Origin of the sequence: Micromonospora polyrhachis, assembly GCF_014203835.1 — a bacterium.
In the GTDB taxonomy this organism is placed as follows: domain Bacteria; phylum Actinomycetota; class Actinomycetes; order Mycobacteriales; family Micromonosporaceae; genus Micromonospora_H; species Micromonospora_H polyrhachis.
In genome coordinates, this window is sequence record NZ_JACHJW010000001.1 from 6,446,093 (window position 1) to 6,469,998 (window position 23,906).

The 23,906-nt window shown below is 69.3% G+C and carries 22 protein-coding genes and 1 pseudogene; 14 read left to right on the forward strand and 9 right to left on the reverse strand.

The annotated features are described in order from the left end of the window. Positions 1–136: 136 nt before the first annotated feature. Positions 137–1,117 (reverse strand): aldo/keto reductase, encoded by a 981-nt coding sequence (locus FHR38_RS28475; protein ID WP_184537979.1) that lies wholly within the window; start codon positions 1,115–1,117, stop codon positions 137–139. A 70-nt stretch (positions 1,118–1,187) separates the two neighbouring features. On the opposite strand from FHR38_RS28475, the gene FHR38_RS32975 reads away from it, so the two are divergent. Continuing rightward, complete coding sequence (locus tag FHR38_RS32975) at positions 1,188–2,177, forward strand: ArsR/SmtB family transcription factor (protein ID WP_281385148.1); 990 nt, start codon at positions 1,188–1,190, stop codon at positions 2,175–2,177. A gap of 10 nt (positions 2,178–2,187) precedes the next feature. Here FHR38_RS32975 and nhaA read toward each other — a convergent pair whose 3' ends face one another. After that, positions 2,188–3,483 carry a Na+/H+ antiporter NhaA gene (gene nhaA / locus FHR38_RS28485; RefSeq protein WP_376771443.1) on the reverse strand — a complete coding sequence of 432 codons (1,296 nt, stop codon included), beginning with the start codon at positions 3,481–3,483 and terminating at the stop codon, positions 2,188–2,190. A 328-nt stretch (positions 3,484–3,811) separates the two neighbouring features. Between nhaA and FHR38_RS28490 the strand changes: the two genes are divergently transcribed. The 6 genes from FHR38_RS28490 to FHR38_RS28515 all read left to right on the forward strand — a co-directional run bounded on the left by FHR38_RS28490 (position 3,812) and on the right by FHR38_RS28515 (position 11,002). Continuing rightward, a complete protein-coding gene (locus FHR38_RS28490; RefSeq protein ID WP_184537983.1) occupies positions 3,812–5,323 on the forward strand; it encodes a tyrosine-protein kinase domain-containing protein in 1,512 nt (503 codons plus the stop codon). Positions 5,324–5,360: 37 nt separating this feature from the next. Beyond that, positions 5,361–6,611 carry a glycosyltransferase family 4 protein gene (locus tag FHR38_RS28495; RefSeq protein WP_184537985.1) on the forward strand — a complete coding sequence of 417 codons (1,251 nt, stop codon included), beginning with the start codon at positions 5,361–5,363 and terminating at the stop codon, positions 6,609–6,611. A gap of 120 nt (positions 6,612–6,731) precedes the next feature. Continuing rightward, positions 6,732–8,513 carry a DUF4012 domain-containing protein gene (locus FHR38_RS28500; RefSeq protein ID WP_184537987.1) on the forward strand — a complete coding sequence of 594 codons (1,782 nt, stop codon included), beginning with the start codon at positions 6,732–6,734 and terminating at the stop codon, positions 8,511–8,513. Positions 8,514–8,525: 12 nt separating this feature from the next. Next, on the forward strand, positions 8,526–9,158 hold the full coding sequence (locus tag FHR38_RS28505; protein WP_184537989.1) for a hypothetical protein: 633 nt from the start codon (positions 8,526–8,528) through the stop codon (positions 9,156–9,158). 102 nt (positions 9,159–9,260) lie between these two features. Continuing rightward, positions 9,261–10,235, forward strand: a complete 975-nt coding sequence (locus FHR38_RS28510; protein WP_184537991.1) for a pirin family protein — start codon at positions 9,261–9,263, stop codon at positions 10,233–10,235. 89 nt (positions 10,236–10,324) lie between these two features. Further along, entirely contained in the window at positions 10,325–11,002 is a 678-nt protein-coding gene (locus FHR38_RS28515) for a hypothetical protein (RefSeq protein WP_184537993.1), read from the forward strand. A 279-nt stretch (positions 11,003–11,281) separates the two neighbouring features. On the opposite strand, the gene FHR38_RS28520 is transcribed toward FHR38_RS28515, so the two are convergent. Together FHR38_RS28520 and FHR38_RS28525 are read right to left on the reverse strand one after the other, a co-directional pair. Next, positions 11,282–11,878: a DUF1345 domain-containing protein gene (locus tag FHR38_RS28520; protein ID WP_221449226.1), complete on the reverse strand. Its 597-nt coding sequence runs from the start codon at positions 11,876–11,878 to the stop codon at positions 11,282–11,284. Between the two features lie 91 nt (positions 11,879–11,969). Continuing rightward, positions 11,970–12,242, reverse strand: coding sequence for a DUF2795 domain-containing protein (locus FHR38_RS28525; RefSeq protein ID WP_184537995.1), 273 nt, complete (start codon positions 12,240–12,242; stop codon positions 11,970–11,972). Between the two features lie 193 nt (positions 12,243–12,435). Between FHR38_RS28525 and FHR38_RS28530 the strand changes: the two genes are divergently transcribed. Continuing rightward, a complete protein-coding gene (locus tag FHR38_RS28530; protein WP_184537997.1) occupies positions 12,436–12,840 on the forward strand; it encodes a DUF2267 domain-containing protein in 405 nt (134 codons plus the stop codon). A 144-nt stretch (positions 12,841–12,984) separates the two neighbouring features. Here FHR38_RS28530 and FHR38_RS28535 read toward each other — a convergent pair. Continuing rightward, a pseudogene (locus tag FHR38_RS28535) lies at positions 12,985–13,452 on the reverse strand (CoA transferase); the annotation flags it as partial. A gap of 85 nt (positions 13,453–13,537) precedes the next feature. On the opposite strand from FHR38_RS28535, the gene FHR38_RS28540 reads away from it, so the two are divergent. Beyond that, a complete protein-coding gene (locus FHR38_RS28540; RefSeq protein ID WP_246446782.1) occupies positions 13,538–14,785 on the forward strand; it encodes a DUF418 domain-containing protein in 1,248 nt (415 codons plus the stop codon). A 159-nt stretch (positions 14,786–14,944) separates the two neighbouring features. On the opposite strand, the gene FHR38_RS28545 is transcribed toward FHR38_RS28540, so the two are convergent. After that, complete coding sequence (locus FHR38_RS28545; RefSeq protein WP_184538001.1) at positions 14,945–15,292, reverse strand: histone-like nucleoid-structuring protein Lsr2; 348 nt, start codon at positions 15,290–15,292, stop codon at positions 14,945–14,947. 804 nt (positions 15,293–16,096) lie between these two features. Beyond that, positions 16,097–16,549 (reverse strand): YbhB/YbcL family Raf kinase inhibitor-like protein, encoded by a 453-nt coding sequence (locus tag FHR38_RS28550; RefSeq protein ID WP_184538003.1) that lies wholly within the window; start codon positions 16,547–16,549, stop codon positions 16,097–16,099. A gap of 290 nt (positions 16,550–16,839) precedes the next feature. Here FHR38_RS28550 and FHR38_RS28555 point away from each other — a divergent pair, with 290 nt between their 5' ends. Both FHR38_RS28555 and FHR38_RS28560 read left to right on the forward strand, forming a co-directional pair. Beyond that, complete coding sequence (locus FHR38_RS28555) at positions 16,840–18,009, forward strand: UDP-N-acetylglucosamine--N-acetylmuramyl-(pentapeptide) pyrophosphoryl-undecaprenol N-acetylglucosamine transferase (protein ID WP_184538005.1); 1,170 nt, start codon at positions 16,840–16,842, stop codon at positions 18,007–18,009. A gap of 151 nt (positions 18,010–18,160) precedes the next feature. Then, entirely contained in the window at positions 18,161–18,376 is a 216-nt protein-coding gene (locus tag FHR38_RS28560; RefSeq protein ID WP_184538007.1) for a hypothetical protein, read from the forward strand. A 45-nt stretch (positions 18,377–18,421) separates the two neighbouring features. Here the strand turns inward: FHR38_RS28560 and FHR38_RS28565 are convergent, their stop codons facing one another. Both FHR38_RS28565 and FHR38_RS31710 read right to left on the reverse strand, forming a co-directional pair. Continuing rightward, positions 18,422–18,856, reverse strand: a complete 435-nt coding sequence (locus FHR38_RS28565; protein ID WP_184538009.1) for a hypothetical protein — start codon at positions 18,854–18,856, stop codon at positions 18,422–18,424. A 97-nt stretch (positions 18,857–18,953) separates the two neighbouring features. After that, a complete protein-coding gene (locus FHR38_RS31710; RefSeq protein ID WP_312882463.1) occupies positions 18,954–20,234 on the reverse strand; it encodes a SigE family RNA polymerase sigma factor in 1,281 nt (426 codons plus the stop codon). A 177-nt stretch (positions 20,235–20,411) separates the two neighbouring features. Between FHR38_RS31710 and FHR38_RS28575 the strand changes: the two genes are divergently transcribed. From FHR38_RS28575 to FHR38_RS28585, 3 genes are read left to right on the forward strand one after another with little or no spacing between them, the layout of a single operon-like run. After that, positions 20,412–21,245: an MIP/aquaporin family protein gene (locus tag FHR38_RS28575; protein WP_184538012.1), complete on the forward strand. Its 834-nt coding sequence runs from the start codon at positions 20,412–20,414 to the stop codon at positions 21,243–21,245. Positions 21,246–21,276: 31 nt separating this feature from the next. Beyond that, a complete protein-coding gene (glpK, locus tag FHR38_RS28580) occupies positions 21,277–22,794 on the forward strand; it encodes a glycerol kinase GlpK (protein ID WP_184538014.1) in 1,518 nt (505 codons plus the stop codon). Between the two features lie 49 nt (positions 22,795–22,843). Further along, positions 22,844–23,890 (forward strand): linear amide C-N hydrolase, encoded by a 1,047-nt coding sequence (locus FHR38_RS28585; RefSeq protein ID WP_184538016.1) that lies wholly within the window; start codon positions 22,844–22,846, stop codon positions 23,888–23,890. The last annotated feature ends 16 nt before the right edge of the window (positions 23,891–23,906 follow it).

Consider the following 23,906-nt stretch of genomic DNA (forward strand, 5'->3'; position numbering starts at 1 on the left):
CGTGACTACCCCATCCAACGGGTCAGCCACGGGCGGCCTGCGGGCATGCACCTGACAGGCCAGATGCGGCTATTGGCGGCGGGGCCCGTCGAACCGGTGCGCCCGGGTCCGCTGTCCGGACCTGGGCGCACCCCGCTCACCAGGCCCAGGCTTCGGGGCCCGGGCCGCCATTGCCGATTGGTGGGAACAGTTCGTCCAGGCGGGCCAGGGTCTCGGCGGACAGATCGAGGTCCAGCGCCGCCACGGCCAGGTCCAACTGGTCGGCCGTCCGCGGGCCGACGATCGGACCGGTCACTCCCGGCCGGGACAGCAGCCAGGCGAGGGCCACCGCGGTCGGTTCCGCCGACAGCTCGGCGCACAGTTCCTCGTACGCGGTCAGGGCCGCGCGGTGCGGTTCGACCCGGTCGGCGGCGTGCAGGACACTGCGGCCGGGGACCCCCTCGCGTTGCTTGCGGATGGCACCGGAGAGCGCGCCGAAGTGCAGTGGTGAGTACGGCAGGATCCCGATCCCGAGTTCGATCGCCGCCGGCACTACCTCCAGTTCGACGTGACGGGTGAGCAGGTTGTACTTGCACTGCTCGGAGACCAGACCGAGGAAGTTGCGTCGATCGGCCGCGGCCTGCGCGCGGGCCAGGTGCCAGCCGGCGAAGTTGGACGAGCCGACGTACCTGACCTTGCCCTGGGAGACCAGCACCTCCATCGCCTGCCAGATCTCCTCCCACGGCGTGTTCCGCTGCACGTGGTGCATCTGGTAGAGGTCGATCCAGTCGGTCCGTAGTCGGCGCAGCGAGGCCTCGCAGGCGGCGATGATGTGCCGGGCGGAGAGTCCGCCGTCGTTGGGCCAGTCGGTCATCGGAGCGTAGAGCTTGGTCGCCAGGACCATCCTGTCCCGCCGGCCGGTCTTCTCGAACCAGCTGCCGATGAACTGTTCGCTCATCCCGTCGCCGCGTTCGCTGCCGTACATGTTGGCGGTGTCCACGAAGTTGATGCCCTCGTCGAACGCCCGGTCGAGGATGGCATGGCTGGCCGCCTCGTCGATCTGCCAGGCGAAGTTCATGGTGCCGAGGCAGAGCCGACTCACGGTCAGGCCGGTTCGGCCGAGGTAGGTGTATTCCATGGGGGTGACGGTAGGAACGGGTCTCGGCTGGTCGGTAGCCGTTCGACCGTGCTCGAATGTTCGGGTGAGCATGATTGAGTTTGCGCCAGCCGACCTGGTCGGGCTCAGGCTCGCGCACTCGCCGCTGGTCGAGGTGGTGACGAGCGGCTTCGCCCTGAACCGCCCACGGGAAACATGGTTGTACGGTTCCTGGGCGGCCCGGGTGCGACCCCTGCTTGCCGGGGCCGGCCTACGTACCTTCCTCGCGGTGATCTCCGGCCCGACCTGCTACGTGCCGGACTTCCTCACCCCGGTGCCGGCCACCGCCCGGCCGAGCCTGGCCGAGGAACTGCGGGTGGTGGCCGCGACCCCGCTGGACCGGGTCGCGGCCGAGGTGGCCGCGGCCTGGGCTGGTCATCCCGCGCCGCCGGAGATCCGCCGCTTCGACACTGATCCGGCGGGTGGCCTCGCCGAGTTGGTCCGGCAGGTCCAGCGGTACTTCGAGTTGGCGGTGGCCCCGGTCTGGCCCCGGTTGCGAGCGGCGGCCGAGGGCGAGATCGCGTACCGGGCGCGGCTGGCGGCCGAGGACGGTCCGCAGGCGCTCCTCGCCGGTTTGCATCCGAGACTGGACTGGGACGGCTCGGCACTCCGGTTGGCGAACGGCAAGCCGGGGCAATGGAGCCTGGACGGTCAGTCCCTGACCCTGCTGCCAGCGGGGTTCGCCGGTCCGCGGGTCTACCCCCTGACCGCGGGGCCGGCGGGTCGTGCGCTCTGGTATCCACCCCGCGGATACGGCCAGCTCTGGGCACAGGCGGCACCAGCCGAGCCGTCGGCCCCGCTGGCGGCGCTGCTCGGCTCGACCCGGGCGGGGGTGCTCACCCTGCTGGCCGTGCCCGCCAGCACCGGCGAGGTCGCCACCACCCTGGGACTCTCCCCGGCAACCGCGTCGCACCATCTGACCACGCTGCGGAACGCGGGCCTGGTGGTCGGTGAGCGCGTCGGCCACCGGTTGCGATACCGGCGTACCGCCCTCGGGGAGCAGCTCAGCGCGATCGACGGGGTGCGGATCGACGGACGGTAGCCGATCTGCCCTACCGCTCGGCCTCCGGGGCCGGGTACTGCTGGTAGACGTCCGGCACCCCGTCACCGTCGTCGTCCCGCGTCTCCTGCTCGTGTAGCCGCCGGTAGACGGCGTTTCGCCGGAGCAGGACGACCGAGGCGAGCAGTGCCGAGGTCAGTGAGCCGACCAGCACGGCGGCCTTGACGTGCTCGTCGCGTTCACTGCCCGGCCCGAACGCCAACTCACCGATCAGCAACGAGACGGTGAAGCCGATGCCGGCCAGCAGGGCGACGCCCAGCAGGTCGGACCAGGTGATTCCCTCGTCGAGTTCGGCGTGGGTGAACCTGGCCAGCAGGTAGGTGGAGCCGAAGATGCCGATGCACTTGCCGAAGACCAGCCCCGCCGCGATGCCGATCACCACCGGGTCGGTGACCAGTGTCGATAGTTCACCGCCTCGGAAGGAGACGCCGGCGGCGAGGAACGCGAACACCGGTACGGCCAGCCCGGCGGAGATCGGCCGCCACCGGTGCTCGAATCGTTCCGCCAGGCCGTGACCGTGCCGGTCGCGCCGCAGCACCGGTACGGCGAAGCCGAGCAGGACCCCGGCGACGGTGGCGTGTACGCCGGAGGCGTGCATCAGCCCCCAGGCCGATATGCCCAGCGGGATCAGTGCCCACCACCAGGTCCGGCCGCGTTGCACCAGCAGCGTGAAGATCGCGATCGGGACCAGCGCCCCGAGCAGTGGGAGCAGGCTGAGGTGGTCGGTGTAGAACAGCGCGATGATCATGATCGCGAAGAGGTCGTCCACGACGGCCAGGGTGAGCAGGAAGGCGCGCAGCCCGCTGGGCAGGTGGGAGCTGAGCACGGCGAGTACGGCCAGCGCGAACGCGATGTCGGTGGCGGTGGGAATGGCCCAGCCCCGTGGGGCCCCGCCGTCAGCGGCCAGGTTGACCCCGAGGTAGATCACGGCGGGCAGGGCCATGCCGCCGATGGCGGCGACGACGGGTAGCGCCGCCCGCCGCGGATTGCGAAGGTCCCCGGCGACGAACTCACGTTTGAGTTCCAGGCCGACCACGAAGAAGAAGATCGCCAGTAGGCCGTCGGCGGCCCACTGGGCCAGGTTCAGGTCCAGGTGCAGCGAGCTGCCGCCCGGCCAGGGAACGAACTGGCTCAGGGTCAGGTAGGAGGCCGACCAGGGGGAGTTGGCCCAGACGAGGGCGACGACCGCGCCCAGCAGGAGTAGCCCGCCACCGACCGTCTCGGTGCGGAGGATGTCCGCCACCACCTTCGCCTCCGGCCAGCCGGAGCGCTGGAAGAGGCGGGTCATGCGCGGCTTGTCAGGTGCCGGCGGCCGGTTCATCGTCACGGGTGCCCTTCGGGGTCGTTGGTCCTACGGATCCCTCACCGCCGACCAGACTTCCCGGCACACCGTTGATCATTTAACCACAGCGTCGGCCCGGCGGCACCGCGTCCGGGTATCGCCTGGTTCTGGGGCTTGTTAGGCAGATTGCGACTACCCACGGCTCCTCATCATTTACATTCAGTTGGGCGCTTCATGCGTCGAATGGGAATTTTTCGGATTCTTCGCTTTTCCTAGCACCTGAACCCCTCATGTCGATTAGCCAGTCAATGCCTGAGACGGGAGGTCTGACCCGATGGACCTGCATGACCACTTGCGCGTGGTGCGCCAACGATGGTGGGTCGTACTCGCGACGGTCATGGTCGCTCTCGGTGTCGCCGGGTTCCTCACCGTGCGGGCCGAACCGAAGTACACCGCCTCGGTGACGTTCTTCGTCACGACACCGAGTCGGGGGTTGGGTGACGCGTACCAGGGCGGTCTCTTCCTCCAGCAGCGAGTGAAGTCGTATGTCGACCTGCTCACCAGCGACCGACTCGCGCAGGACGTCGCAGCGGCCAATCCGATCGGGCTCGCCGCCGGTGAGGTGCAGTCCCGGGTCTCCGCAAACGTCCAGATGGATACCGTGCTGCTCACCGCCACGATCACCGACACCGACAAGGGTCGGGCGCTGCGTCTGGCCGAGGCGGTGGCGGCGAGCTTCATCCCGCTGGTGGAGAGGATCGAGACGCCGCCCGGCGACGACAATCCGCCCGTGAAGCTCGAAGTGGTGAGTGGTCCCCGGGTGAATCCCGATCCGGTCTCCCCCCAACCGACGCGGACCTTCTTGCTTGCCGGGTTGATCGGTCTGGTGCTGGGCGTCGGCCTGTCGGTGCTGCGTGGCCGCGCGGACACCACCATCCATGACGGCGAGACGCTGCACCGGGTCACCACCAGCCCCCTGCTCGGGCAGGTGCCGTTCGACCAGAGCGCCAGGCTGAGCCCGCTGATCGTGAAGAGTGCCGCCACCTCGGCCCGCGCCGAAGCGCTGCGCAAGCTGCGGACCAACCTCCGCTTCGTCGATGTGCAGGAGCCCGCCGGGGTGATCGCGGTGACGAGTGCCGTGCAGGGCGAGGGCAAGTCCACCACAGCCTGCAACCTGGCTATCGTGCTCGCCGAAGCGGGCTGGCGAGTGCTGCTGATCGACGCCGACCTGCGCCGGCCTCGGGTGGCCAACTACCTCGGCATGCCCACCGGAATCGGACTGACCGACGTGCTGATCGGCGAGGCGGAGATCAATGACGCCGTACGTCCGTGGGGGGACCGGTCACTGCTGGTGTTGCCCGCTGGTTCCATCCCCCCGAACCCCAGTGAGCTACTTGGCTCCAAGGGGATGGCGGATCTGCTGCTCTCGCTGCGGGAGTCCGCGGACATCATCATCATCGACACCGCGCCACTGCTGGCGGTCACCGACGGGGTGGTGGTCGCGGTACAGGCCGATGGTGCCCTGCTCGTCACCCGGGCCGGCAAGACGTCGCGGACCCAGGTCGCGGCGGCGACACAGGCGCTCTCCTCGGTGGCCGCCCGGCTGCTCGGCTGCGTACTCAACATGGCGAAGGTGCCACCGTCGGAGGCATATCAGTACGAGGCGTACCGGGTGACCGGTCCGACGGCCCGCTCGGTCCAGGGCGGCAACCGGCCGAGCCGGTCGACCAGCCACGCCGTGCAGGGGACTGGTCTCGAGGCGGAGCCACCCCGAGGGCAGATCGACGTACTGGCCACCCGGGTGGTCGACCAGCCGACCCAGGAACTCACCCGGATTCCGCGATGATCCCGGCCACCGCCACCGGGCGACTGGTGGTGGCCAGGTGAAGATCGGCATCCTGTCCTACTTCTTTCCACCGGAGCCGGCGTTCATCCCGGGCAGTCTCGCCGAGGAACTCGTCGCCCGAGGACACGAGGTTCGAGTCCTGACCGGATTCCCGGACTATCCGGGCGGTCAGCTCTATCCCGGCTGGCGGCAACGCTGGAAGCACCAGACCAGCAGCGAGCGACTCACCGTACGACGGGTGCCGCGTTACCCCGGTCACGACGCGTCGGCGACCCGCATGATGGCCAGCTACCTGTCGTTCGCCGGCAGTGTGGCCCTGGTCGCCCCGCGTTACCTGGCCGGGGTCGACGTGCTCTACGTCTACCAGCCTCCGGCCACGACGTTCGCCGCCGCCGGACTGCTCCGGCTGTTACGTCAGATCCCCACCGTCCTGCACGTACAGGAGTTGTGGCCGGAGACCGCGAGCCGGTCGACGGTGGCTGGCGCGGGCACCGCCGACCGGCTGCTCCACGGCGGCCTTGCGAGTACGGTGCGCCGGATCTACCAGGCGGCCAGCGGTATCGCGGTGATCGCCCCGTCGATGCGGGAGTTGGTGGTGTCCCGGGGAGCGGACGAGGCCAAGGTCCGGGTGATCCTCAACTGGACCGACGAGCGGGTCTTCCGGCCCACGACGGCCAGCGCGGCGGCCCGGCAGGCGATCGGGCACCGGGGTCGATGCACGGTGATGCATGCCGGCGACATGGGCCCGTTCCAGCGGGTCGAGACGGCGGTACGGGCGGCGGCCCAGGTCAACGGGCAGCTCGACCTGGTGCTGGTCGGCTCGGGCAGCGAGGAGCAGCAGGCGCGTCGGCTCGCCGCGGAACTCGGCGCCGGCAATGTGCGGTTCGTCGGTCCGCGTCCGCCCGAGCAGATGGCGGAGCTGTACAACGCCGCCGAATACCAGCTCGTCCTGTTACGGGATCTGCCGACGCTGCGTGGCACCGTGCCGGCGAAGTTGCAGGCCGCGCTCTCCTGCGGATCGCCCGTGGTCGTGTCAGCCGGCGGGGACACCGCCGACCTGGTGGAGCGGACCCGGGTCGGCCTCTCCTGCCCACCGGAGGACTGGCAGGCGTTGGCCGACCGGTTCGCGCTGGCGGCGGTGATCCCGGCGGAGGCGCGGGCCGAGATGTCGCACCGGGCCAGGGAGAGTTACCTGCAGCGCATGTCGATGCGGGCGGGTGTGGACGAGGTCGAGCAGATGCTCGGCGAGGCCGTGGCGCGCCGACGGGGCTGGAAGCCAGCCAGATGACAGCGTCGAGGCGACATGGCTCGTTAATCCGATAAGGGTGCTTTCGTCCGTGCTATAGAAATACAGGACAGTCCAGAGGGTATTGGGGTATTCGTCGATTCTGGAAGTGATGGTGCCGGGGTGACTGATGGGACCGGGCAGAGTCGCTCGAAGACCCGACGTCGGATCCAGCCCCGGCTACGCCGGGCTCTGCTCGGCACCCTCGTGGTGATCCTCTCGCTGTCGGCCGGTGCCAGTTGGGTCGGCCACCAGGGCTGGCAGGCCCGACACCACCTCACCACCGCCGCCGATCTCGCTCGTGAACTCGGCCGGCAGCTTCTCGACGGAGACGTCACGCAGGCCCGCCACACCCTGGCCGCGTTGCAACGGCAGGCCCGTGAGGCGCGGGCCGCCACCACGGACCCCGGCTGGTGGTTGAGCACCCATCTGCCGTACGCGGGGGACAACCTGGCAGCGGTCCACGGCATCGCGGTGGCCGTCGACGACCTCAGCCGACGGGTCTTTCCCTCGATCCTGCGGCTGGACCTCGCCGCCGTGCTGCCGCGATCGGGTGGCTTCGACGTGGCCGCGCTGCGCTCCGCCGAGCCCACCCTCACCGCCGCGGACACCGCGATGCGGGAGATCCGGCAGCGCTTCGACGCCGTACCCAGCACCGCCCTCTGGTCCTCGGTGGCGACCGCGGTACGGCAGCTACGTGGCGAACTGGACCGACTCGCCGTACTGACCGCCACGGCGCGTCGTGCCGCTGTGCTGCTGCCACCCCTGCTCGGTGCCGATGGGGCACGCACCTACCTGCTCGCCTCGCAGAACCCGGCCGAACTGCGCGCCACCGGCGGCATGCTCGGCGCGTACGCGGTGATTCGGGCTGACCGGGGGCGAGTGGAACTGGTCACCCAGGGTGCCGCCAGCGAGTTGAGGTACTTCGACCGACCGGTGCTGCCGCTCGACCCGGACATGCAGACCCTCTACACGGATCTGCTCGGGGTCTTTCCCGCTGACGTCAATCTGACCCCGCACTTCCCGACCGCAGCCGTCCTCTACCGCGAGATGTACCGTCGCCGGACCGGCGTCACCGTAGACGGGGTGCTGGCCACCGATCCCGTGGTGCTCTCCTACCTGCTCCAGGCCATCGGCCCGGTACGGGTCCCGGGGCACGCGACCCTGGTGGCGGACACGGCGGTGCGCACCCTGCTGTCGGACACGTACCAGAAACTGGGTTTCAAAGCGCAGGACGACTACTTCGCCGCCTCGGCGATGGCCGTCTTCGACGCGATGATCAAACGCCCCGTCGATCCACGGGCCCTACTGGCGGCACTGGATCGGGCGATCACCGAACGGCGGATCCTGTTCTGGAGTGCCCGGCCGGATGAGCAGCGGCACCTCCTCGACACCCGGTTGGCCGGGGTGCTGCCCGAGCAGGAGAAGGTGCCCACGGTCGGGGTGTTCCTCAACGACGGCAGCGGCGCCAAACTGGGCTACTACCTGGCCCGCGACGCCCGGTTGACGGTCGGGAACTGCCGGCCGGACGGCCGACGCGAACTCCACCTGCGACTCACGCTCTCCTCGACCGTGCCCCGGTCCGGCCTCAGCAAGTCAGTGCTGGGCCTGGGCATGGCCGGCGATCCGTACACCGTCCGGACCCTGGTCTACGTCTTCAGCCCCGCCGGTGGCCTGCTGCACGATGCCCGCCTGGATGGCGTGCAGGCGCTGCTCGGCAGTGGTCGGGAGCGGGGCCGCCAGGTCGGTGTGGTGAGCGTGGATCTCCGGCCCGGCCAGACCCGGGTCCTGGAGGTAGGCCTGTTCAGCGCAGTTACCCGCACCGGTGCCGCCGAACTCTGGCTGACCCCGGGAGCGACGCCATGGACCACCCACATCAGCTCCGCGCCATCGTGTAGCCAGTAGAAAGGACCCAGCATGCGGCTATCCCGCATCATCACCGCGCTCGTGGCCGGCCTGGTCGTGGCCGGTACGCCCACTGTGGCGGGGGCGGCCCAGCCGTACCCGCCACAGCCGTCGTATCCACCGCAGCCACCGAGCCTGACCGTCAATCCGGCCACGATCAACCTGGGCCGCACCACGACCATCGTCGGCCTCCACTTCGGCCGGAACGAGGTCGTGGACATCGTGGTCTCCCGATCGCCGCTCTACGGAGCCGGTGTGCTGGACGGGCGGTCGACCCAGCGGGACGACGGCGGGACCGTGGCGATGGTCCCGGTCGCGTACGAGCCGCTCCGGCAGCCGACCGATCCCGATACACCACCCCAGGACGACCCGTTGGAGGCCACTACCGACAGCCAGGGTCGATTCAAGCTCAAGTTCAAGCCGCACGAAACCGGCAACTACACCCTCGTCGCGACCGGCCGCTACTCCAATCGCAGCGCGACGGCGCATCTGACCGTGCTGAAGCCCCAACCGCAGCTTCCGGTCACCGGTACCGACGTCGGGACATCGGTAGGGATCGGTGTCGGTCTGGTGGCGGTCGGCGCGTTCCTGCTGATGCTGACGTTCGCCTGGCGCCGGCGTAGCCGGGTGGTCGCCCGACAGTGACCCCACCGCCCGCACGATCGGGCACGACACAGAGAGCCGGGCGGCTGTCGGGGGCGGGATGCGACCCGACAGCCGCCCGGCGTCGCGAAGTAGAGTCGGGCGATGAACGGTGGACAGCCGACACCAGGGCAGACTCGACCCGCCGGTGCACCCGCACCCGAGGCCACGAGTGTCCTGCTGGCCGGCCACGACGTGCCGCTGGGGCGGTACACCACCGTGCGGCGGCTACTGCCGCAACGACAGCGCCGGATGGTCGGTGCCTGGTGTTTTGTCGATCACTTCGGCCCCGACGACGTCACCGGTCGACCGGGGATGCAGGTGCCGCCGCACCCGCACACCGGACTGCAGACCGTCACCTGGCTGCTGGACGGGGAGATCCTGCATCGGGACAGTCTCGGCAGTTACCAGCCCATCCGGCCGGGACAGCTCAACGTGATGACCTCCGGACACGGAATAACCCACTCCGAGCAGTCCCCGCCGGAGCACCCACCGCTGATGCACGGCCTGCAACTGTGGGTGGCGTTACCGGACGCGACCCGGAATGGGCCGCCCAGCTTCGCCCACCACGCGGGCCTTCCGGTGTTCACCGCGACCGATCTGACGGCGACCGTCCTGGTCGGCGAGTTCGACGGGGTGCGGTCGCCGGCAGTGGGGCACACTCCGCTGCTCGCGGTGCAGTTCGACCTGCCGGCCGGCGGGACCGCCCGGCTGCCCGTGGACCGCGGATTCGAGCACGGCCTGCTGGTGGTGTCGGGTTCGGTCGAGGTCGATCGGGTGCCGGTCAGGCCCGGGTCGTTGCTCTATCTGGCCCCGGGCCGTCGGGAGATCTCGATCCAAGGCACCGCGTCGGCGACCCGCCTGGTGCTGCTCGGGGGCGAGCCGTTCGACGAGTCGCTGGTGATGTGGTGGAACTTCGTCGGGCGTTCCCATGAGGAGATCGTCGAGGCGCGTGCGGACTGGATGTCGGGCCGCCGGTTCGGCCCCGTCGTCGGGGACGACGATCCGCCGCTGCCCGCACCGGCGATGCCTGCCGTCCGGCTCAAGGCGCGGGACAGGCACGGGCACATCCTCGGCTGACGGCGTTCGCCGGAGGTCCAGGGCCCGCCGCCGGGGGATGAGCCCGATCGGACGGGCGTGACCGGGCCCGTTGTGGGTAGTCGCCCGGCATGACAGGCACGGTCACGACCAACCTCGCGGAGCGAAAGCGACTGGCCCGACGTCTGGTCGGCAGCGGCCGGGGGTTCGCCGAGGCGTACGGCTTCCGGGTGACCAACAATCCGGCGAGTCTCTTCCAGGTGCTCTACCTGTCCATCCTGTTGCGCCGGACCAGCGACTTCCGCCGGGCGGTCACGACCGCGTTGGCGCTGCGGGACCAGGGCTGGGACAGCCCGGCTCGACTGGCCCGGTCGCTGCCGGGGACCCGGGCCCAGGTGTTACGGGCGAGTGGCTTCCCTCGGAACGCCGACGAGCTGGCAGACGTACTCGGTGATCTCGCCGCCGGCGTGGTCGAGCGATACCGGGGCGATCTGCGCCGGATACGGGCGGCGGCCGGGTACGACCGGGAGCGGGAGCGGCGGTTACTCAGGGAACTCGCCGGGGTGGACGAGCAGGTTGTTGATCTCTTCTTCCGAGATGTCCAGGCGGTGTGGCGGGAGGCGGCGCCGGTGGTCGACCGGCACGCGTTGGCCGCTGCCCGGCGGCTCGACCTGGCCCGTTCCGCCGCCGATCTCGTGGCGGTGGCTGGCTCCGCTGAGTCGGAGAAGCTGGCCTGGTTGGTAGGGGCGCTGGCCCGGGTCGACTTGGAGGACAGCTACGACGATTTCCGTTCACTGACCCGGGCCTGATCGCGGCAGCGCGGGTGGGATAACCCACAATTCCCGCACAATCCACCGTACGGCTGATGCTGGATCATATGATTGGTCCGGCGCTGCTGCCTGCCCGGTTCGGGCGGGCACCGTCGCCCGGTGGGTGCGTGACCGGTTCGGACGCGCCGAGGCCACCGGGGTTACGTCGGACGTGGTGACCTGGGCCGGGTCAGGCCCGGACCCAGGCACCTCGTCCGGTGTCTGTCTGCTGCTCTGATCGGGACCAGGCTGCTCTGATCGGTGGGCTTGGGCTGCGCCCTACCGGACCAGGCCGGCGATCAGGTTGATGGTGGCCGCGATGATCACGGCACCGAACAGGTACGACAACAGTGCGTGGCGCATCGCCGTGGTGCGCATCTCGTTGCTGGTGAGGTTGGTGTCGGAGACCTGGAACGTCATGCCCACGGTGAAGGCCACGTAGGCGAAGTCGGAGTAGCGGGGCGGGACGTGGGCGTTGAAGTTGATGCCGCCATCGGAACCGGTGTAGTAGAGCCGGGCGTAGCGGGCGGTGAAGACCGTGTGCACGATCGTCCAGGAGAGCAGGACACTCACCACCCCCAGACCGACCTGGAACTGCTGGGGGGAGCCGTGCAGGGACTGGGCGCCGGCGAGGGCGAACCCGACCGCGAGCAGGCTGGCGACGCAGGCGACCAGCAGCAGCGTGTCCCGTAGGGCGAGGATTGGCTCCTCGCGTACCGCGAGTCGGGCGGTGCTGCGCGAATCCAGGGGCCAGATCGCCGTCCACGCCCAGACCAGATAGACCAGCGCGGCGACGTCCCACCCGACGAGCGGCGCGAGCCTCGCCGAGTGGAGCCCGCCGAACAACCCACCAGCCAGCATCCCGGCGAGTGCCATCGCAGCCAACTGGACCGACGGTGGGGTCGGATCGCGACGTGGCTTCTTCCTTCTCGTCCCTGGTCGCACCACAAGCCGTCAGATGCTCCGGTCAGGTCCCGCGCAGGTGTCGGGCGACCTGCTGTTGTTTGCGGTTCCGGGCGCGGGCCGCCAGATCCGCCGGCGTGACCTCCGGCGCGGGGTCGGTCCGCGCCGAGCGTACGACCTCGTTGGTGTTGTGGTAGTCGACAGGTGGCATCGCCCGCAACGCCTTCAGGACGTCCGGCGGGGCGCCAGCCCGCTCAGCCTCGCGGATGATGTCCTGCTTGTCGGCGGGGAAGTCCATCGACGTGAGGTACCGCAGCACCTCGGCGTTGGTCGCCATGATCGTGCTCCTCGGCGGTCGTAGTCGCTCTGTCCGGCCGCTTACCCGGCCCACATCCGGTCACGCGTGGTCGGCTGGACGCAATGCCGCTGTTTGTCACCGCCGACCCGGGGTACGCCGCGGGTTCGACCGGACGGGTGGTGATACGTGGATCCGCCGGACGGGCGGTGATACGCGACGGAGTGGGGGCGGCATGAACTACGACACCTTCATCGACCTGGTGGCGCGGCGTGCCCAGGTCTCCTCACCACAGGCGGTCGATCTGACCCGGGCCACGCTGGAGACGTTGGAGGACCGGTTGTCCGGTGCGGAGGTGGTGGATCTCGCCGCCCAACTGCCCAAACCGTTGCAGGCGACGCTACGTAAACGCGGCGGAACCGCGGCGCGGTTCGGTGTGGACGCGTTCGTCCGGCGGGTCGGTAGAGGTGCCGGTATCGACGAGGTGCTGGCGCGCACCGGAGCGGGGGCCGTCTTCACCACCCTGCGAGAGGCGGTCACCGGTGGCGAGTTCGACGAGGTGATGGCCAAGCTGCCGGACGACTACCAGGAGTTGGTCTCGCCGTCGTTGCTGCCCGGCAGCATCTCCCGCCCCGCCTGAGTCGTCGCACCGAATCCCGTCAGGTCAGGCCACCGCGCCCTCGCCGCACCGGCGGCTGACCATCGACCACCTGCCGAGCGGCCAGGTGCGGATGGCGCGGTGCCTCCCCAGGCGGCCAGGTGCGGATGGCGCGGTGCCTCCCCAGGCGGCCAGGTGCGGATGGCGCGGTGCCTCCGCCCAGTCGAGCACCGGAGCCACGCACGCGTGGTGTGTTTTCCAGCACCTGGGACCATCGTCGCGGGTCCGGCTACGGAACAGCCGGGCCCGGTGCTCCCGGGCAGCCGGCCATTGCGCCGGATCGGCACGGTCCCGGCCCTCGCCCTCCGGTGGCTGGCTCGAACCCGGTCCGGCGAACCAACTCCGCGTAGAGCCGGGGTTCGAGCGCCCCGACTGCGATGTGTCGACCGTCCGCGCACTCGTACGTGTCGTAGAACGGTGCCCCGCCGTCGAGCAGGTTGACCCCGCGCGGGTCTTGCCACCTGCCCAATTGACGTAACGCATGCACCTGGGTGGACAGTGCCGTCACCCCGTCGACGATGGCCGCTGCCCGGTACCGCCGGCCCGGCTGTCGTACAGCGCGTAGACCACGCCGAGCCCGATGACCTCCGGTCCATCGGAAGATGTACGCCGGTTTCCCCATGCGGTAGGACGGTGGGCGCGGGTGCCGCTGCGACGCTGAAGCAGTCGGGTGGAGCGGATGGGGGAGACGATGGGAACGGCTGCGGTGGCGATTGCGGTGGACCAACGGGCGGGCGGCCAACGTACCGGTCGGCTGGCCCTGCTCGACGTGTTACGCGGAGTGGCCATCCTCGGCACTCTCGGCACCAATATCTGGATCTTCACTGATCCTGCCGGGGAAGAGCGGTCGCTCGATGACGCGACCAGTGTCTCGGCCACTGTGGGGCTCTCCGAAGACCTGCCTGGCGCGTTGGTCGAGGGTGCCTTCCGGTTCCTGGCCAACGGCAAGTTCCTCGCTCTGTTGACCATTCTCTTCGGCGTGGGTCTGGCCATCCAGTACCGCTCCGCCCAGGCTCGTGGCCGATCCTGGCTGCGAAGCTACCTGTGGCGGCCGGTGTTTCTCTTCGTCGAGGGCAGCCTGCACTTCCTGCTGGTCTTCGCCTACGACGTGCTGATGGGGTACGCGGTCACCGCGATCCTGGTCGCCGTGTTGCTGACCCGGTCCGTCCAGGTGCAGAAGATCTCGATGTACGTTGTCGGCTCGCTCCATGTCGTCCTGATGACGTTGCTCACGGTCGCCATCGCGGCGGCGCCTGCGCCGGAGTCCCCGTCCGATCCGGCTCCGGTCGGCGACCCCACGTTGTTCGCCTCGGGAAGTTACCTCGACCAGGTGGCCTTCCGGATCGACAACATGCTGGAGCTCCGCCTTGAGCCGATCATCACCTTCGCGCTGCTGCTCTTCCTCTTTCTACTCGGGGTGCACCTGTTCCGCGCCGGTGCCTTCGGTGCCGACGAGCGGGGGCAGGCTCTGCGGCGTCGGCTGCTCTGGCTCGGCCTGGGTGTCGGCCTGCCGGTCAACCTGGCCAGCACTCTGGTCGGACCCGAGTTGTTCCTGCTGGACCGGTACGTCCTCGCGCCGATGGTGGCGCTCGGCTACCTGGGGCTGGTCGGCTGGATCGTCGACCGGGCCCGGGCGACCGGTCCGGTCATCACCGGGCTGGCTTCGCTCGGTCGTACCGCGCTCTCCGGTTACGTGTTGCAGAACCTGCTCTGCGTCGTGGTCTGCTACGGCTGGGGGCTCGGGTTGGCCAGCACCCTGGACGGGGCCCGACCGTGGTGGGTGCTGGCGCTCTGGGTGGTGATCGGGGTCGTGCTGGTCGGTCTGGCTCAGCTGTGGCTGCGCCGGTTCGGTCAGGGGCCGCTGGAAGGGGCGCAGAAGTGGGCGCTGGGCCGGCTTCCCGGTGCTCAGGACCGCTCGATGCGGTAGCGGCCGTGATCCGCAGTGGACGGACTACCCGGGCTGACGTAGTGGTATGGAATCCTCGTGCCGTAGTGGCCGTAGACACAGACGACCCCCGCCAGACCGGGAACGGTCAGCGGGGGTAGCTCAGCTACACGGCCGATGCGGGGAGGGAAGGCGTGCGGATCAGCGCTCGTTGTAGGCCTTTACGACCGAGGCGGGGATACGGCCACGTTCGGAAACGTCGTAGCCGTTCTTGATGGCCCATTCCCGGATGGCCTTGTTCTGGTCGCGGTTGGTCCGGGTCGGCGCTGCGGCACCGGATCGACGACCAGCGCGTCGGGTCTCGATCCCGCCCCGGCCAATGCGGGTGCCAGCGGCGAGGTACGGGTCCAACGCCTTGCGGAGTTTGCCCGCATTCTTTTCCGACAGATCAATGGTGTAGCTCACGCCGTCGAGGCCGAACTCCACGGTGCGGTCGGCTTCGCCGCCGTCGAGGTCATCTGTCAGAACAGTGATTACTTTCTTTGCCATAGCCGGTCACTCCTTGTGAACATCAGTATCGTGGGTCGAGTTTGACGCATCAGGGTGGAATTCTGCAAGCCGTTCGGCCAGTCACCCCGGTTCGGCTCGTCGCCGTGGCACGTTCTTTTACCAGAACCCGTCCGAGTCGTTACCCGACACGCCTTTGGGTCGTGCGGCTATGGTCGCTAACCGGGCTTGTCGGGCTCTTCATGCTCACCCCGGATCGGTGACGCCTGGTGGATTCACCGGAAGCCGCTGGACGGAATATAAGCCGTCGCAGACGTAACGTGATGCGACGTGGCCGGGGCGGGAAGCTGTTTGTCGAATGGTTTGACTGATCCGCAGCCGGCTATGAGAACCTCTCGGGCCTCCGGCTTCCCTCGGGCGGTACGGGATGCGACCCGGGGCGAACAGGTGAGATCGTCCGCGAGCGGTGCGCCGAGTTGTCGTCGGTGACCCGGCCGGCGGCGCGGCCGGGCCCGTCTTGATCGTCGAGATGTCGACCAGGTTGACGTCGGGCCGGTCGACCGAAGGAGGCGGCGACGACGCCGGGGGGCAGGCGGCCGGCGGTGCAGGCGGGCCGGGCGGCGGTGCAGGCGGGCCGGGGGCGGTGCAGAGCCTGCCCGATCGACGCAGCGGGATCCGGCCCCACACCGCTCCTTCTCTGATCGTCTTCGTCGATCGAGCGGTGGGGCCGGGACGATCGAGTGGTGGGGGCCGGGACCCGGACGGCCGGGTGGGTGTGTGCCAACGCCGATGAGAAGGCTTGGAAATATTGTCGGCCGCCGGGGTTTGCCCTGTTCGTGACCGGGCTCAGCGGGCGAAGGTCCCCACCATATTGCCGCTGTTCAGGTCGTGACCTGCGATTGCGTCGTGGATGTCGGAGACCTGCGGTGCGGCTGGTAGGGCCAGCGGTTGGTCCACCGCGTAGAGGCGGAAGAAATATCGATGTGGGTCGTCATTGACGGGTGGGTGCGGGCCGCCCCAGCCGGTGCCACCGAAGCCGTTGATCCATTCCTGCCCGCCGGGCGGTAGTTGGCCCTCGGCCATTCCGGTGGAACGCGGGTCGATACCGGTGACCAGCCAGTGCAGAAACGGGACCCGGCCGGCGTCACGGTCCTCCACGAGAAGGACGAGCTCGTTTGCCGACTCGGGCACGTTGCCCCATTCCAGGGGCGGGGAGATGTTTCCCCCGTCCTGGGAGAACCGCTGCGGCATCAGATCGTGGTCATTGAACGCGGAACTGCGAATCGGTATACCAGCCATGGTGACTCCTTCCCCCACGTCACGTTGGTGCGGTCGGGCGGCACGGCGTACCAGCGCGTACCCGCCAGCGGTGGGGGCGAAACGCGCCAGTGCTCCGAGTAAGGGCCGATTCCGCGCCTTCGTGGCGGCGACGACGAGGCTGAGCGGCCGGTGGATCGGGGCAGCCAGGGCGGCCTACGGCAAACCGGTCACCGGTGACGTGTCATGGCGAAACCGACGACGCATCCGGCCGCCACTAGACTCGGCCGGCCAGGGTGCAAAGTTTCCGTGAGCGACCTGACAGGGAAGACATGACTATCTATAGCGCAGAGGGTCTCCACCGAATCCGGGTCATCGTGACCGGCGGAGGGACCGGCGGTCACACGTACCCGGCGCTGACCACCATCCGTACGCTCCGGGCCCGGCTCGCCGAGGCCGGTACGGAGCCTGAGCTGCTCTGGGTCGGCGTCTCCCACGGGCTGGAGGCCAAGATCGCTCGGCAGGAGAACGTGCCGTTCAAGGCGATCACCACGGGCAAGTTGCGCCGCTCACCGAACCTGCGAGAGTTGGGCCGCAACCTCGCGGACATGTTCCGCATTCCGCTCGGGGTCGTGCAGGCCATCATGACCGTGATTCGTACCAAGCCAGCCGTGGTCTTCTCCACCGGCGGCTACGTCTGCGTCCCGATCGGAGTCGCGGCCTGGCTGACCCGTCGCCCCCTGGTCATGCACGAACAGATCCTCACCCTCGGCCTGGCCAACCGGATCCTGGCCCGGCTGGCTACGCGGATCCTGCTCAGCCACGAGTCGTCGGTGGAGCATCTGCCGGCCCGGGCGAAGCGCCGTGCGGTGGTCACCGGTAACCCCGTCCGTCCCGAGGTGCTGGCCGGTAACCGGGCGGCGGCACTGGCGGCGTACGGACTCGACCCGGACCTGCCGTTGGTCTTCGTCACCGGCGGCGCCCAGGGTGCCCTCCAGGTCAACAAGCTGGTGGCCGCCATCCTGCCGGACATCCTGCCCGGCTGCCAGGTGCTGCACCAGTGCGGGGACTACTCGTTCGCGCAGATGCGGGAGGTCGCCGCCGGCCTTCCCGACTACCTCCGCAACCGCTATCGCGTCGTCGACTACGTGCACGGCGAGTTGCCCGACGTACTCGCCGCCGCCGACATCGTCGTCGCCCGTAGCGGTGCCGGTACGGTGGCGGAACTGACCGCCCTGGGCAAGGCGTGCATCTTCATCCCGCTGATCCCGACCGGCGGCGACGAGCAGCGGCGTACCGCCCGGCACCTCGCCGACGCCGGGGCAGCCCGGATGCTGGCCGGACCGGACGCCACTGCCGACCGGCTACGCGACGAGGTGATCGCGCTGTTGAAGGATCCCCGGCAGCGGCAGTGGCTGGCCGACAACGCCCGGCAGCACGGTCGGCCGGATGCGGCCACCGCCGTGGCCCGACAGCTCATCGACGCCGCCCGTCGGGACTGACGGCGCGAGACCGGCCGGAGTCGGGCGCGCGGGTTTCCTGCCCGACCCACTCCGGTCCGGTCCGCCGTGGCATGATCTTCCGTGGCGTTGGTGCAGGGCATCTCCCTGGTGCCAACCCTCCTTCTGGCGTCCCCGAGTGCAGGAGAACCCGATGTCGGACCCCGGCGTTCCAGACAACACAGAAGACCTTCCCGTAGGCGAGTCCGACGACGTCGAAGCAGCCGCCGAGTTCCAGAACCGGGCTGCCCGACGGGCCCGGGGCAAGGGTGGTGCCCAGGCGCAGACCACCGGCAAGGGCAAGCAGCTCAGTGGTGGCCGGGGAGCGGTCCAGGGGCCACGCCAGTGGGGCAACCGCCGCAGCGGCTGACCCACTGGCCGTCGGGCGGTACCAGCCGCCCCGACGGGTAGCGGATCAGGCAGGTTGTCCCGGACCCCGATAGCTTTCTCTTCGGGCAGATCGTCGGCGGTAGTGTTGCCAGCTTCCCAGCAGCAGCATCACCACCAGCGCCAGCAGGACGAACTGTCCGAGGGGCCAGGCCACCGCGAGCAGTCGCCGCAGCATGCCTTCCGGCGACGATGCCGACGGTGCGCCGAAGCCGTCCAACAACTGGGCCGGCACGTCGACGAAGAGCACGTTTCCCGGCAGGTCGACCAACCGGTGTTGGCGGCCGTCCGACCGGAGCTCCAGTAGCTCGACCCCGCCCACGGTCCACCAGTCGGTCTCGACCCAGTACTGGTCGTCCGGGCGCTTCGTAATCCCCTTCTCCGGCTGGTAGACGGCGACCACCGCGTCGCCGTCGTCCTGCCAGCCGAGCAGCCGGGCGGCCAAGCCCCGGGCAGGGGGCAACGTCGGCCCGACAGCCGGGGCACCCGTCTGTACGTTCAGGTACCCGATCCGCCACGACCGCCGTCGGAGGTCCGAACCGTCGCACGTCGTTCCATCCTCACAGGTGTCCGCTGTGTAGATGGCGATTCCGGTCCCGTCCGGAAGCCAGGCCCCCGGTCCGGCCAGCCGGTCCGCGGGCGAGAGGGGGGCGAGTTTGCGGACTGTTGCCTGGTTCAGGTCGACGATGTGGATGGCGTCCTGGGTCGACACCGCAACCTGTGCGCCGTCCGGGGAGAACGCTACGAAGTTCCCGGGCCGGTAAGTGCCGCGGATCTTGGGCAACTCCCGCACTGTCCCGGTGGCCAGGTCGAGCAATCGGAGCTGTAGTTGCCGCACCTCGAGGTCGGGCATGAGGGAGGGCGCCGGGAGGATCAGCAACGATCTGCCGTCCGGGGACCAGGCGATCGGCGTGTCGCCGTCGTACTCGGTCACCTTCCCCGGTGGTCAGGTTGAAGACCGCGGTCCGGCCGCTGCCGTCCGTCGCCCCTTCCAACCCCGGACCGCTCGCCAAATGTCGTCCGTCTGGGGATAGCAGCAGGCCGCCGGCCATTCCGGCGGTGGTCTCACTCACCGTACGGACCAGTCGGTAGCCGCCGTCGCGACCGATGACGAGACTGCGTCCCTCCCAACCCCAGATGTCACTGCCGCGCATCTCCTCGTCACCGCTGACCAGGATGGCGGCCGGACCGGGTGGATTCTCGACGATGGTGTCCTCACCGGTCAGTGGCGGAAAGACGGTGGACGGCACCACAGGCTCGGCGGGTCGGGCCGGGCGAAGATCGTCCTGGGTGGTCCGATCCAGCGCGAGCGGCGTGCCGGTCAGCGCACCGACCACCGCCGTCACGGCCACGACCGCGAGCACAGTGGTGATTCGCCGACGGCGCCGCGCCCGGGGCCAGGTGTCCGGGGATATCCGCGCCGGTCTGGCCTGATCGGCGATGTGGTGCAACACCTCCGTGAAGTCCTCGAAGTAACGCAGGATCAGGGCCGCCCGCTGTCGTGGACCAAGCTTGGCCAGGGCCTGCTGTACCGAGAGCGTCACGGTGACCTGGTCGGCATCGTCGGGCACCGGTCGGTCGGTGCCGGAGAGCGGAGCTTCGGGTCGCCGGCTGGCTCGTCGCCACCACGACACGTGTTGGTGGTAGAGCACCCGGCGGACGTACGGGTCGGGGTCGCCTGCCTCCACAATCCGTCTCCACCGGCTCGCCACCCGGAGGAATGTCTGCTGCACCAGGTCCTCGGCGAGATGGTGATCGTTGGTCAGCAGATAGGCGATCCGGGACAGGGCCGCAGTGCGCGCCCGCACGTACGCCTCGAACGACTGCCGGTCGGCATCCACATGCCACCTCCTCCGCCAGCTAACACGCCCCGAGCTGTTCGTCCGGAGGGGACCGAGGGCGGCTGGCGCGGCGACAAGTCGTTGACTGTCGATGTCTTCTTCTCTACCGTTGCCCCGAAACGTAACTCGCATGGCATTAGGGGTTTACCTGGCGTAGTACGAGCACCAGGAGGAAACATGACGCAACGCATGAAACTCCCGGGCCTCCTCGGCGAACTGGCCGCCGAGTTCGCTGGCACCATGATCCTCATCCTCTTCGGGGTCGGAGTGGTCGCCCAGGTGGCCGCCGCCGGCATCGGTGACCACGACAGCATCGCCTGGGCGTGGGGGCTGGGAGTCACGCTCGGGGTCTACGTCGCCGCTCGGATCAGCGGGGCACACCTCAATCCGGCGGTCACCCTGGCGCTCGCCGTCTTCAAGGGATTCTCGTGGCGCAAGGTGCTGCCGTACAGTCTCGCCCAGACCCTCGGTGCCTTCATCGCCGCGCTGCTGGTCCGGTGGAACTACAGCGAGGTGCTGGCCCGGGTGGACCCGGGACACACCATCAAGACCCAGGGCGTCTTCTCCACCCTGCCCGGCAACGGCGAGCTGCCGGTCGGCCAGTGGGGCGGCCTGCGTGACCAGGTCATCGGCACCGCCATCCTGCTCTTCGTTATCCTGGCCCTCACCGACCTGCGTAACTCGCCCCCGGCGGCCAACCTCACCCCGGTGGTCATCGGCCTGCTCGTGGTGGGGATCGGCATGGCCTGGGGCACCAACGCCGGCTACGCGATCAACCCCGCCCGGGACTTCGGCCCCCGACTGGCGTCCTTCCTCACCGGGTACGAAACGGCCTTCCTCGACCAGTATGGTGATCTCTATTTCTGGGTGCCCATCGTCGGTCCGCTGGTCGGTGGCCTGATCGGCGCCGCGCTCTACCAGTTGCTCGTCGGCAGGTTCCTGCCTACCGACGGGCCACTCGAACCGGGCCGCCTACCTACCCCGGCCGAGACCGAACCGGTCAAGGCCTGACGTCGTTCCCAGTCGAGAAGAGGAGATCCCGATGGCCGACTTCGTTGGTGCGGTGGACCAGGGCACCACGAGCACCCGCTTCATGATCTTCGACCACGGCGGTGCGGAGGTCGGCCGCCACCAACTCGAACACGAGCAGATCCTGCCCCGGGCTGGCTGGGTCGAGCACAACCCGGTGGAGATCTGGGAACGGACCTCGTCGGTCATCCGTACCGCGATGAACCGGCACGGCCTGGACGCCAGCGACCTGACCGCCCTGGGGATCACCAACCAGCGGGAAACCACGGTGGTCTGGGACCGTCGCACCGGGCGGCCCTACTACAACGCCATTGTCTGGCAGGACACCCGGACCGATCAGATCGCCGCCATGTTGGACCGGGACGGGCGCGGCGACGTGATCCGGCGCAAGGCCGGGCTACCGCCCGCGACGTACTTCTCCGGCGGCAAGATCCAGTGGATCCTGGATAACGTCGACGGGGCACGGGCGGCGGCCGAACGCGGGGACGCCATCTTCGGTAACACCGACAGTTGGCTGATGTGGAACCTCACCGGCGGAGTCGACGGCGGCGCGCACGTCACCGACGTCACCAACGCCAGCCGCACCATGCTGATGGACCTGGAAACCCTCGACTGGGACGACGAACTGCTCTCCTTCTTCGGTATTCCCCGGACGATGCTGCCGCAGATCCGCCCGTCGTCCGACGCCACCGGCTACGGCGAGACCCTGTCCGCCGGCCCGCTCGGTGGGTCGGTGCCGCTCACCGCCATCCTCGGCGACCAGCAGGCCGCCACCGTCGGCCAGGTCTGCTTCGCCCCGGGCGAGGCGAAGAACACCTACGGCACCGGCAACTTCATGCTGCTCAACACCGGCACCGACATCGTCCGGTCCCGGTCCGGGCTGCTCACCACCGTCTGCTACCAGTTCGGTGACCAACCCGCCGTGTACGCTCTCGAAGGCTCCATCGCGGTCACCGGCTCGGCCGTACAGTGGCTACGGGACCAGCTCGGCATCATCAGCGGTGCGGCCCAGAGCGAGGCGCTGGCCGCCCAGGTCGAGGACAACGGTGGGGTCTACTTCGTACCGGCCTTCTCCGGGCTGTTCGCCCCCTACTGGCGTTCCGACGCCCGGGGCGCGATCGTCGGGCTCTCCCGCTACAACACCAACGCCCACCTGGCCCGCGCCACCCTGGAGTCGATCTGCTACCAGACCCGGGACGTCACCGAGGCGATGGCGGCGGACTCCGGGGTCACCCTGGACGTGCTCAAGGTCGACGGTGGGGTGACCGCCAACCGGCTCTGCATGCAGTTGCAGGCCGATATCCTCGGCGTGCCGGTGAGCCGCCCGGTGGTGGCCGAGACCACGGCGCTGGGGGCCGCGTACGCCGCCGGTCTCGCGGTCGGCTTCTGGAAGTCCACCGACGAGCTCCGGCAGAACTGGAACGAGCAGGAGCGTTGGCAGCCGACCTGGTCGCCGGAGCGCCGCGCCGACGGCTACACCAAGTGGAAGAAGGCGGTCCAGCGCACCCTCGACTGGGTGGAGGTGGACTGAACCGAAACGCGGGTCCCGGTCCGCCGGATTCTTCGGCACACTCGACGACATGAGCGTTACGACGATCGGATCGAGGCGCACCGCCGGTTTCCGGTCCATCCGTGCGACGATCGCCCTGAGCCTGACCGTGGTCGTGGCGGCGTGTTCCGGAACCCCGGTGGTGGACCAGCGCGACGTCGGGCCCGAGACCGTCGTGTCGGCCTCCCGGCAGTCCGCCGCCGAGGCCGAGCAGACCCTGGCCAGCCTGCGCCGCGTCGATGACCTTCCGCTGTACGCGATGACCTATACCGGGGACTACGACGCACTGGTCGACCTGACGGCGACGCCAACCCCGTCCCCGTTCGGCTGCTCGCTCTTCATGGCGTCCGGCGATCCGGCTCGGCCACTGTACGGGCGAAACTTCGACTGGGACCCGAATCCCGGGCTGGTTCTGCACACCGATCCGCCGGACGGCTTCGCCTCGATCTCCATCGTGGACATGGCCTACCTCGGAATCAGAGCGGACCCGACCGGAGACCGACGGTTGCTCAACGCGCCGCTGCTGCCGTTCGACGGGATGAACGAGCGCGGCCTGGTGGTGGGACTGGCGGCGGACGACTCCGGCAGTCTCACCTCGGATCCCGCCAAACCCACCGTCGGCAGCGTACGGATCCTGCGACTGGTGCTCGACCAGGCCGCGACGGTCGACGAGGCGGTAGCGGCTATCAGCCGCTACAACCTGGACTTCGACGATGGGCCGCCGCTGCACTACCTGATCGCCGACGCGTCCGGGGCGTCCGCCGTGGTGGAGTTCGTCGACGGTCGGATGCGGGTGTTGCCAGGTGGTCCACGGTGGCAGGTGTTGACCAACATCCGGCTGGCTGACGCCTCGGAGGCGGCTCGGCAGCGGGACCGTCGTTACGCCACGATGGCGGCACACCTGACCGGAGCTGGCGGGACGGTCGACTGGCGAGGTGCCATGGAGATCCTTCGGGCGGTGGCGCAGTCACACACCCGCTGGTCGGTTACGTACGAGCCGCGCACCGGCGCGGTGCACGTGGTGACCGGCCAGCGGTGGGACACGGTGCACGACTTCACCCTGCGGATGGCCGGCTGACCCCCGTCGCCAGGGC

Excerpts from the sequence above, each read along its gene's own strand:
- FHR38_RS28475 (WP_184537979.1), bottom strand. The coding sequence starts at position 1,117 with ATGGAATACACCTACCTCGGCCGAACCGGCCTGACCGTGAGTCGGCTC.
- FHR38_RS32975 (WP_281385148.1), top strand. The coding sequence starts at position 1,188 with ATGATTGAGTTTGCGCCAGCCGACCTGGTCGGGCTCAGGCTCGCGCAC.
- nhaA (WP_376771443.1), bottom strand. The coding sequence starts at position 3,483 with ATGACCCGCCTCTTCCAGCGCTCCGGCTGGCCGGAGGCGAAGGTGGTG.
- FHR38_RS28490 (WP_184537983.1), top strand. The coding sequence starts at position 3,812 with ATGGACCTGCATGACCACTTGCGCGTGGTGCGCCAACGATGGTGGGTC.
- FHR38_RS28505 (WP_184537989.1), top strand. The coding sequence starts at position 8,526 with ATGCGGCTATCCCGCATCATCACCGCGCTCGTGGCCGGCCTGGTCGTG.
- FHR38_RS28510 (WP_184537991.1), top strand. The coding sequence starts at position 9,261 with ATGAACGGTGGACAGCCGACACCAGGGCAGACTCGACCCGCCGGTGCA.
- FHR38_RS28515 (WP_184537993.1), top strand. The coding sequence starts at position 10,325 with ATGACAGGCACGGTCACGACCAACCTCGCGGAGCGAAAGCGACTGGCC.
- FHR38_RS28520 (WP_221449226.1), bottom strand. The coding sequence starts at position 11,878 with ATGGCACTCGCCGGGATGCTGGCTGGTGGGTTGTTCGGCGGGCTCCAC.
- FHR38_RS28525 (WP_184537995.1), bottom strand. The coding sequence starts at position 12,242 with ATGGCGACCAACGCCGAGGTGCTGCGGTACCTCACGTCGATGGACTTC.
- FHR38_RS28530 (WP_184537997.1), top strand. The coding sequence starts at position 12,436 with ATGAACTACGACACCTTCATCGACCTGGTGGCGCGGCGTGCCCAGGTC.
- FHR38_RS28540 (WP_246446782.1), top strand. The coding sequence starts at position 13,538 with ATGGGGGAGACGATGGGAACGGCTGCGGTGGCGATTGCGGTGGACCAA.
- FHR38_RS28545 (WP_184538001.1), bottom strand. The coding sequence starts at position 15,292 with ATGGCAAAGAAAGTAATCACTGTTCTGACAGATGACCTCGACGGCGGC.
- FHR38_RS28550 (WP_184538003.1), bottom strand. The coding sequence starts at position 16,549 with ATGGCTGGTATACCGATTCGCAGTTCCGCGTTCAATGACCACGATCTG.
- FHR38_RS28555 (WP_184538005.1), top strand. The coding sequence starts at position 16,840 with ATGACTATCTATAGCGCAGAGGGTCTCCACCGAATCCGGGTCATCGTG.
- FHR38_RS28560 (WP_184538007.1), top strand. The coding sequence starts at position 18,161 with ATGTCGGACCCCGGCGTTCCAGACAACACAGAAGACCTTCCCGTAGGC.
- FHR38_RS28575 (WP_184538012.1), top strand. The coding sequence starts at position 20,412 with ATGACGCAACGCATGAAACTCCCGGGCCTCCTCGGCGAACTGGCCGCC.
- glpK (WP_184538014.1), top strand. The coding sequence starts at position 21,277 with ATGGCCGACTTCGTTGGTGCGGTGGACCAGGGCACCACGAGCACCCGC.
- FHR38_RS28585 (WP_184538016.1), top strand. The coding sequence starts at position 22,844 with ATGAGCGTTACGACGATCGGATCGAGGCGCACCGCCGGTTTCCGGTCC.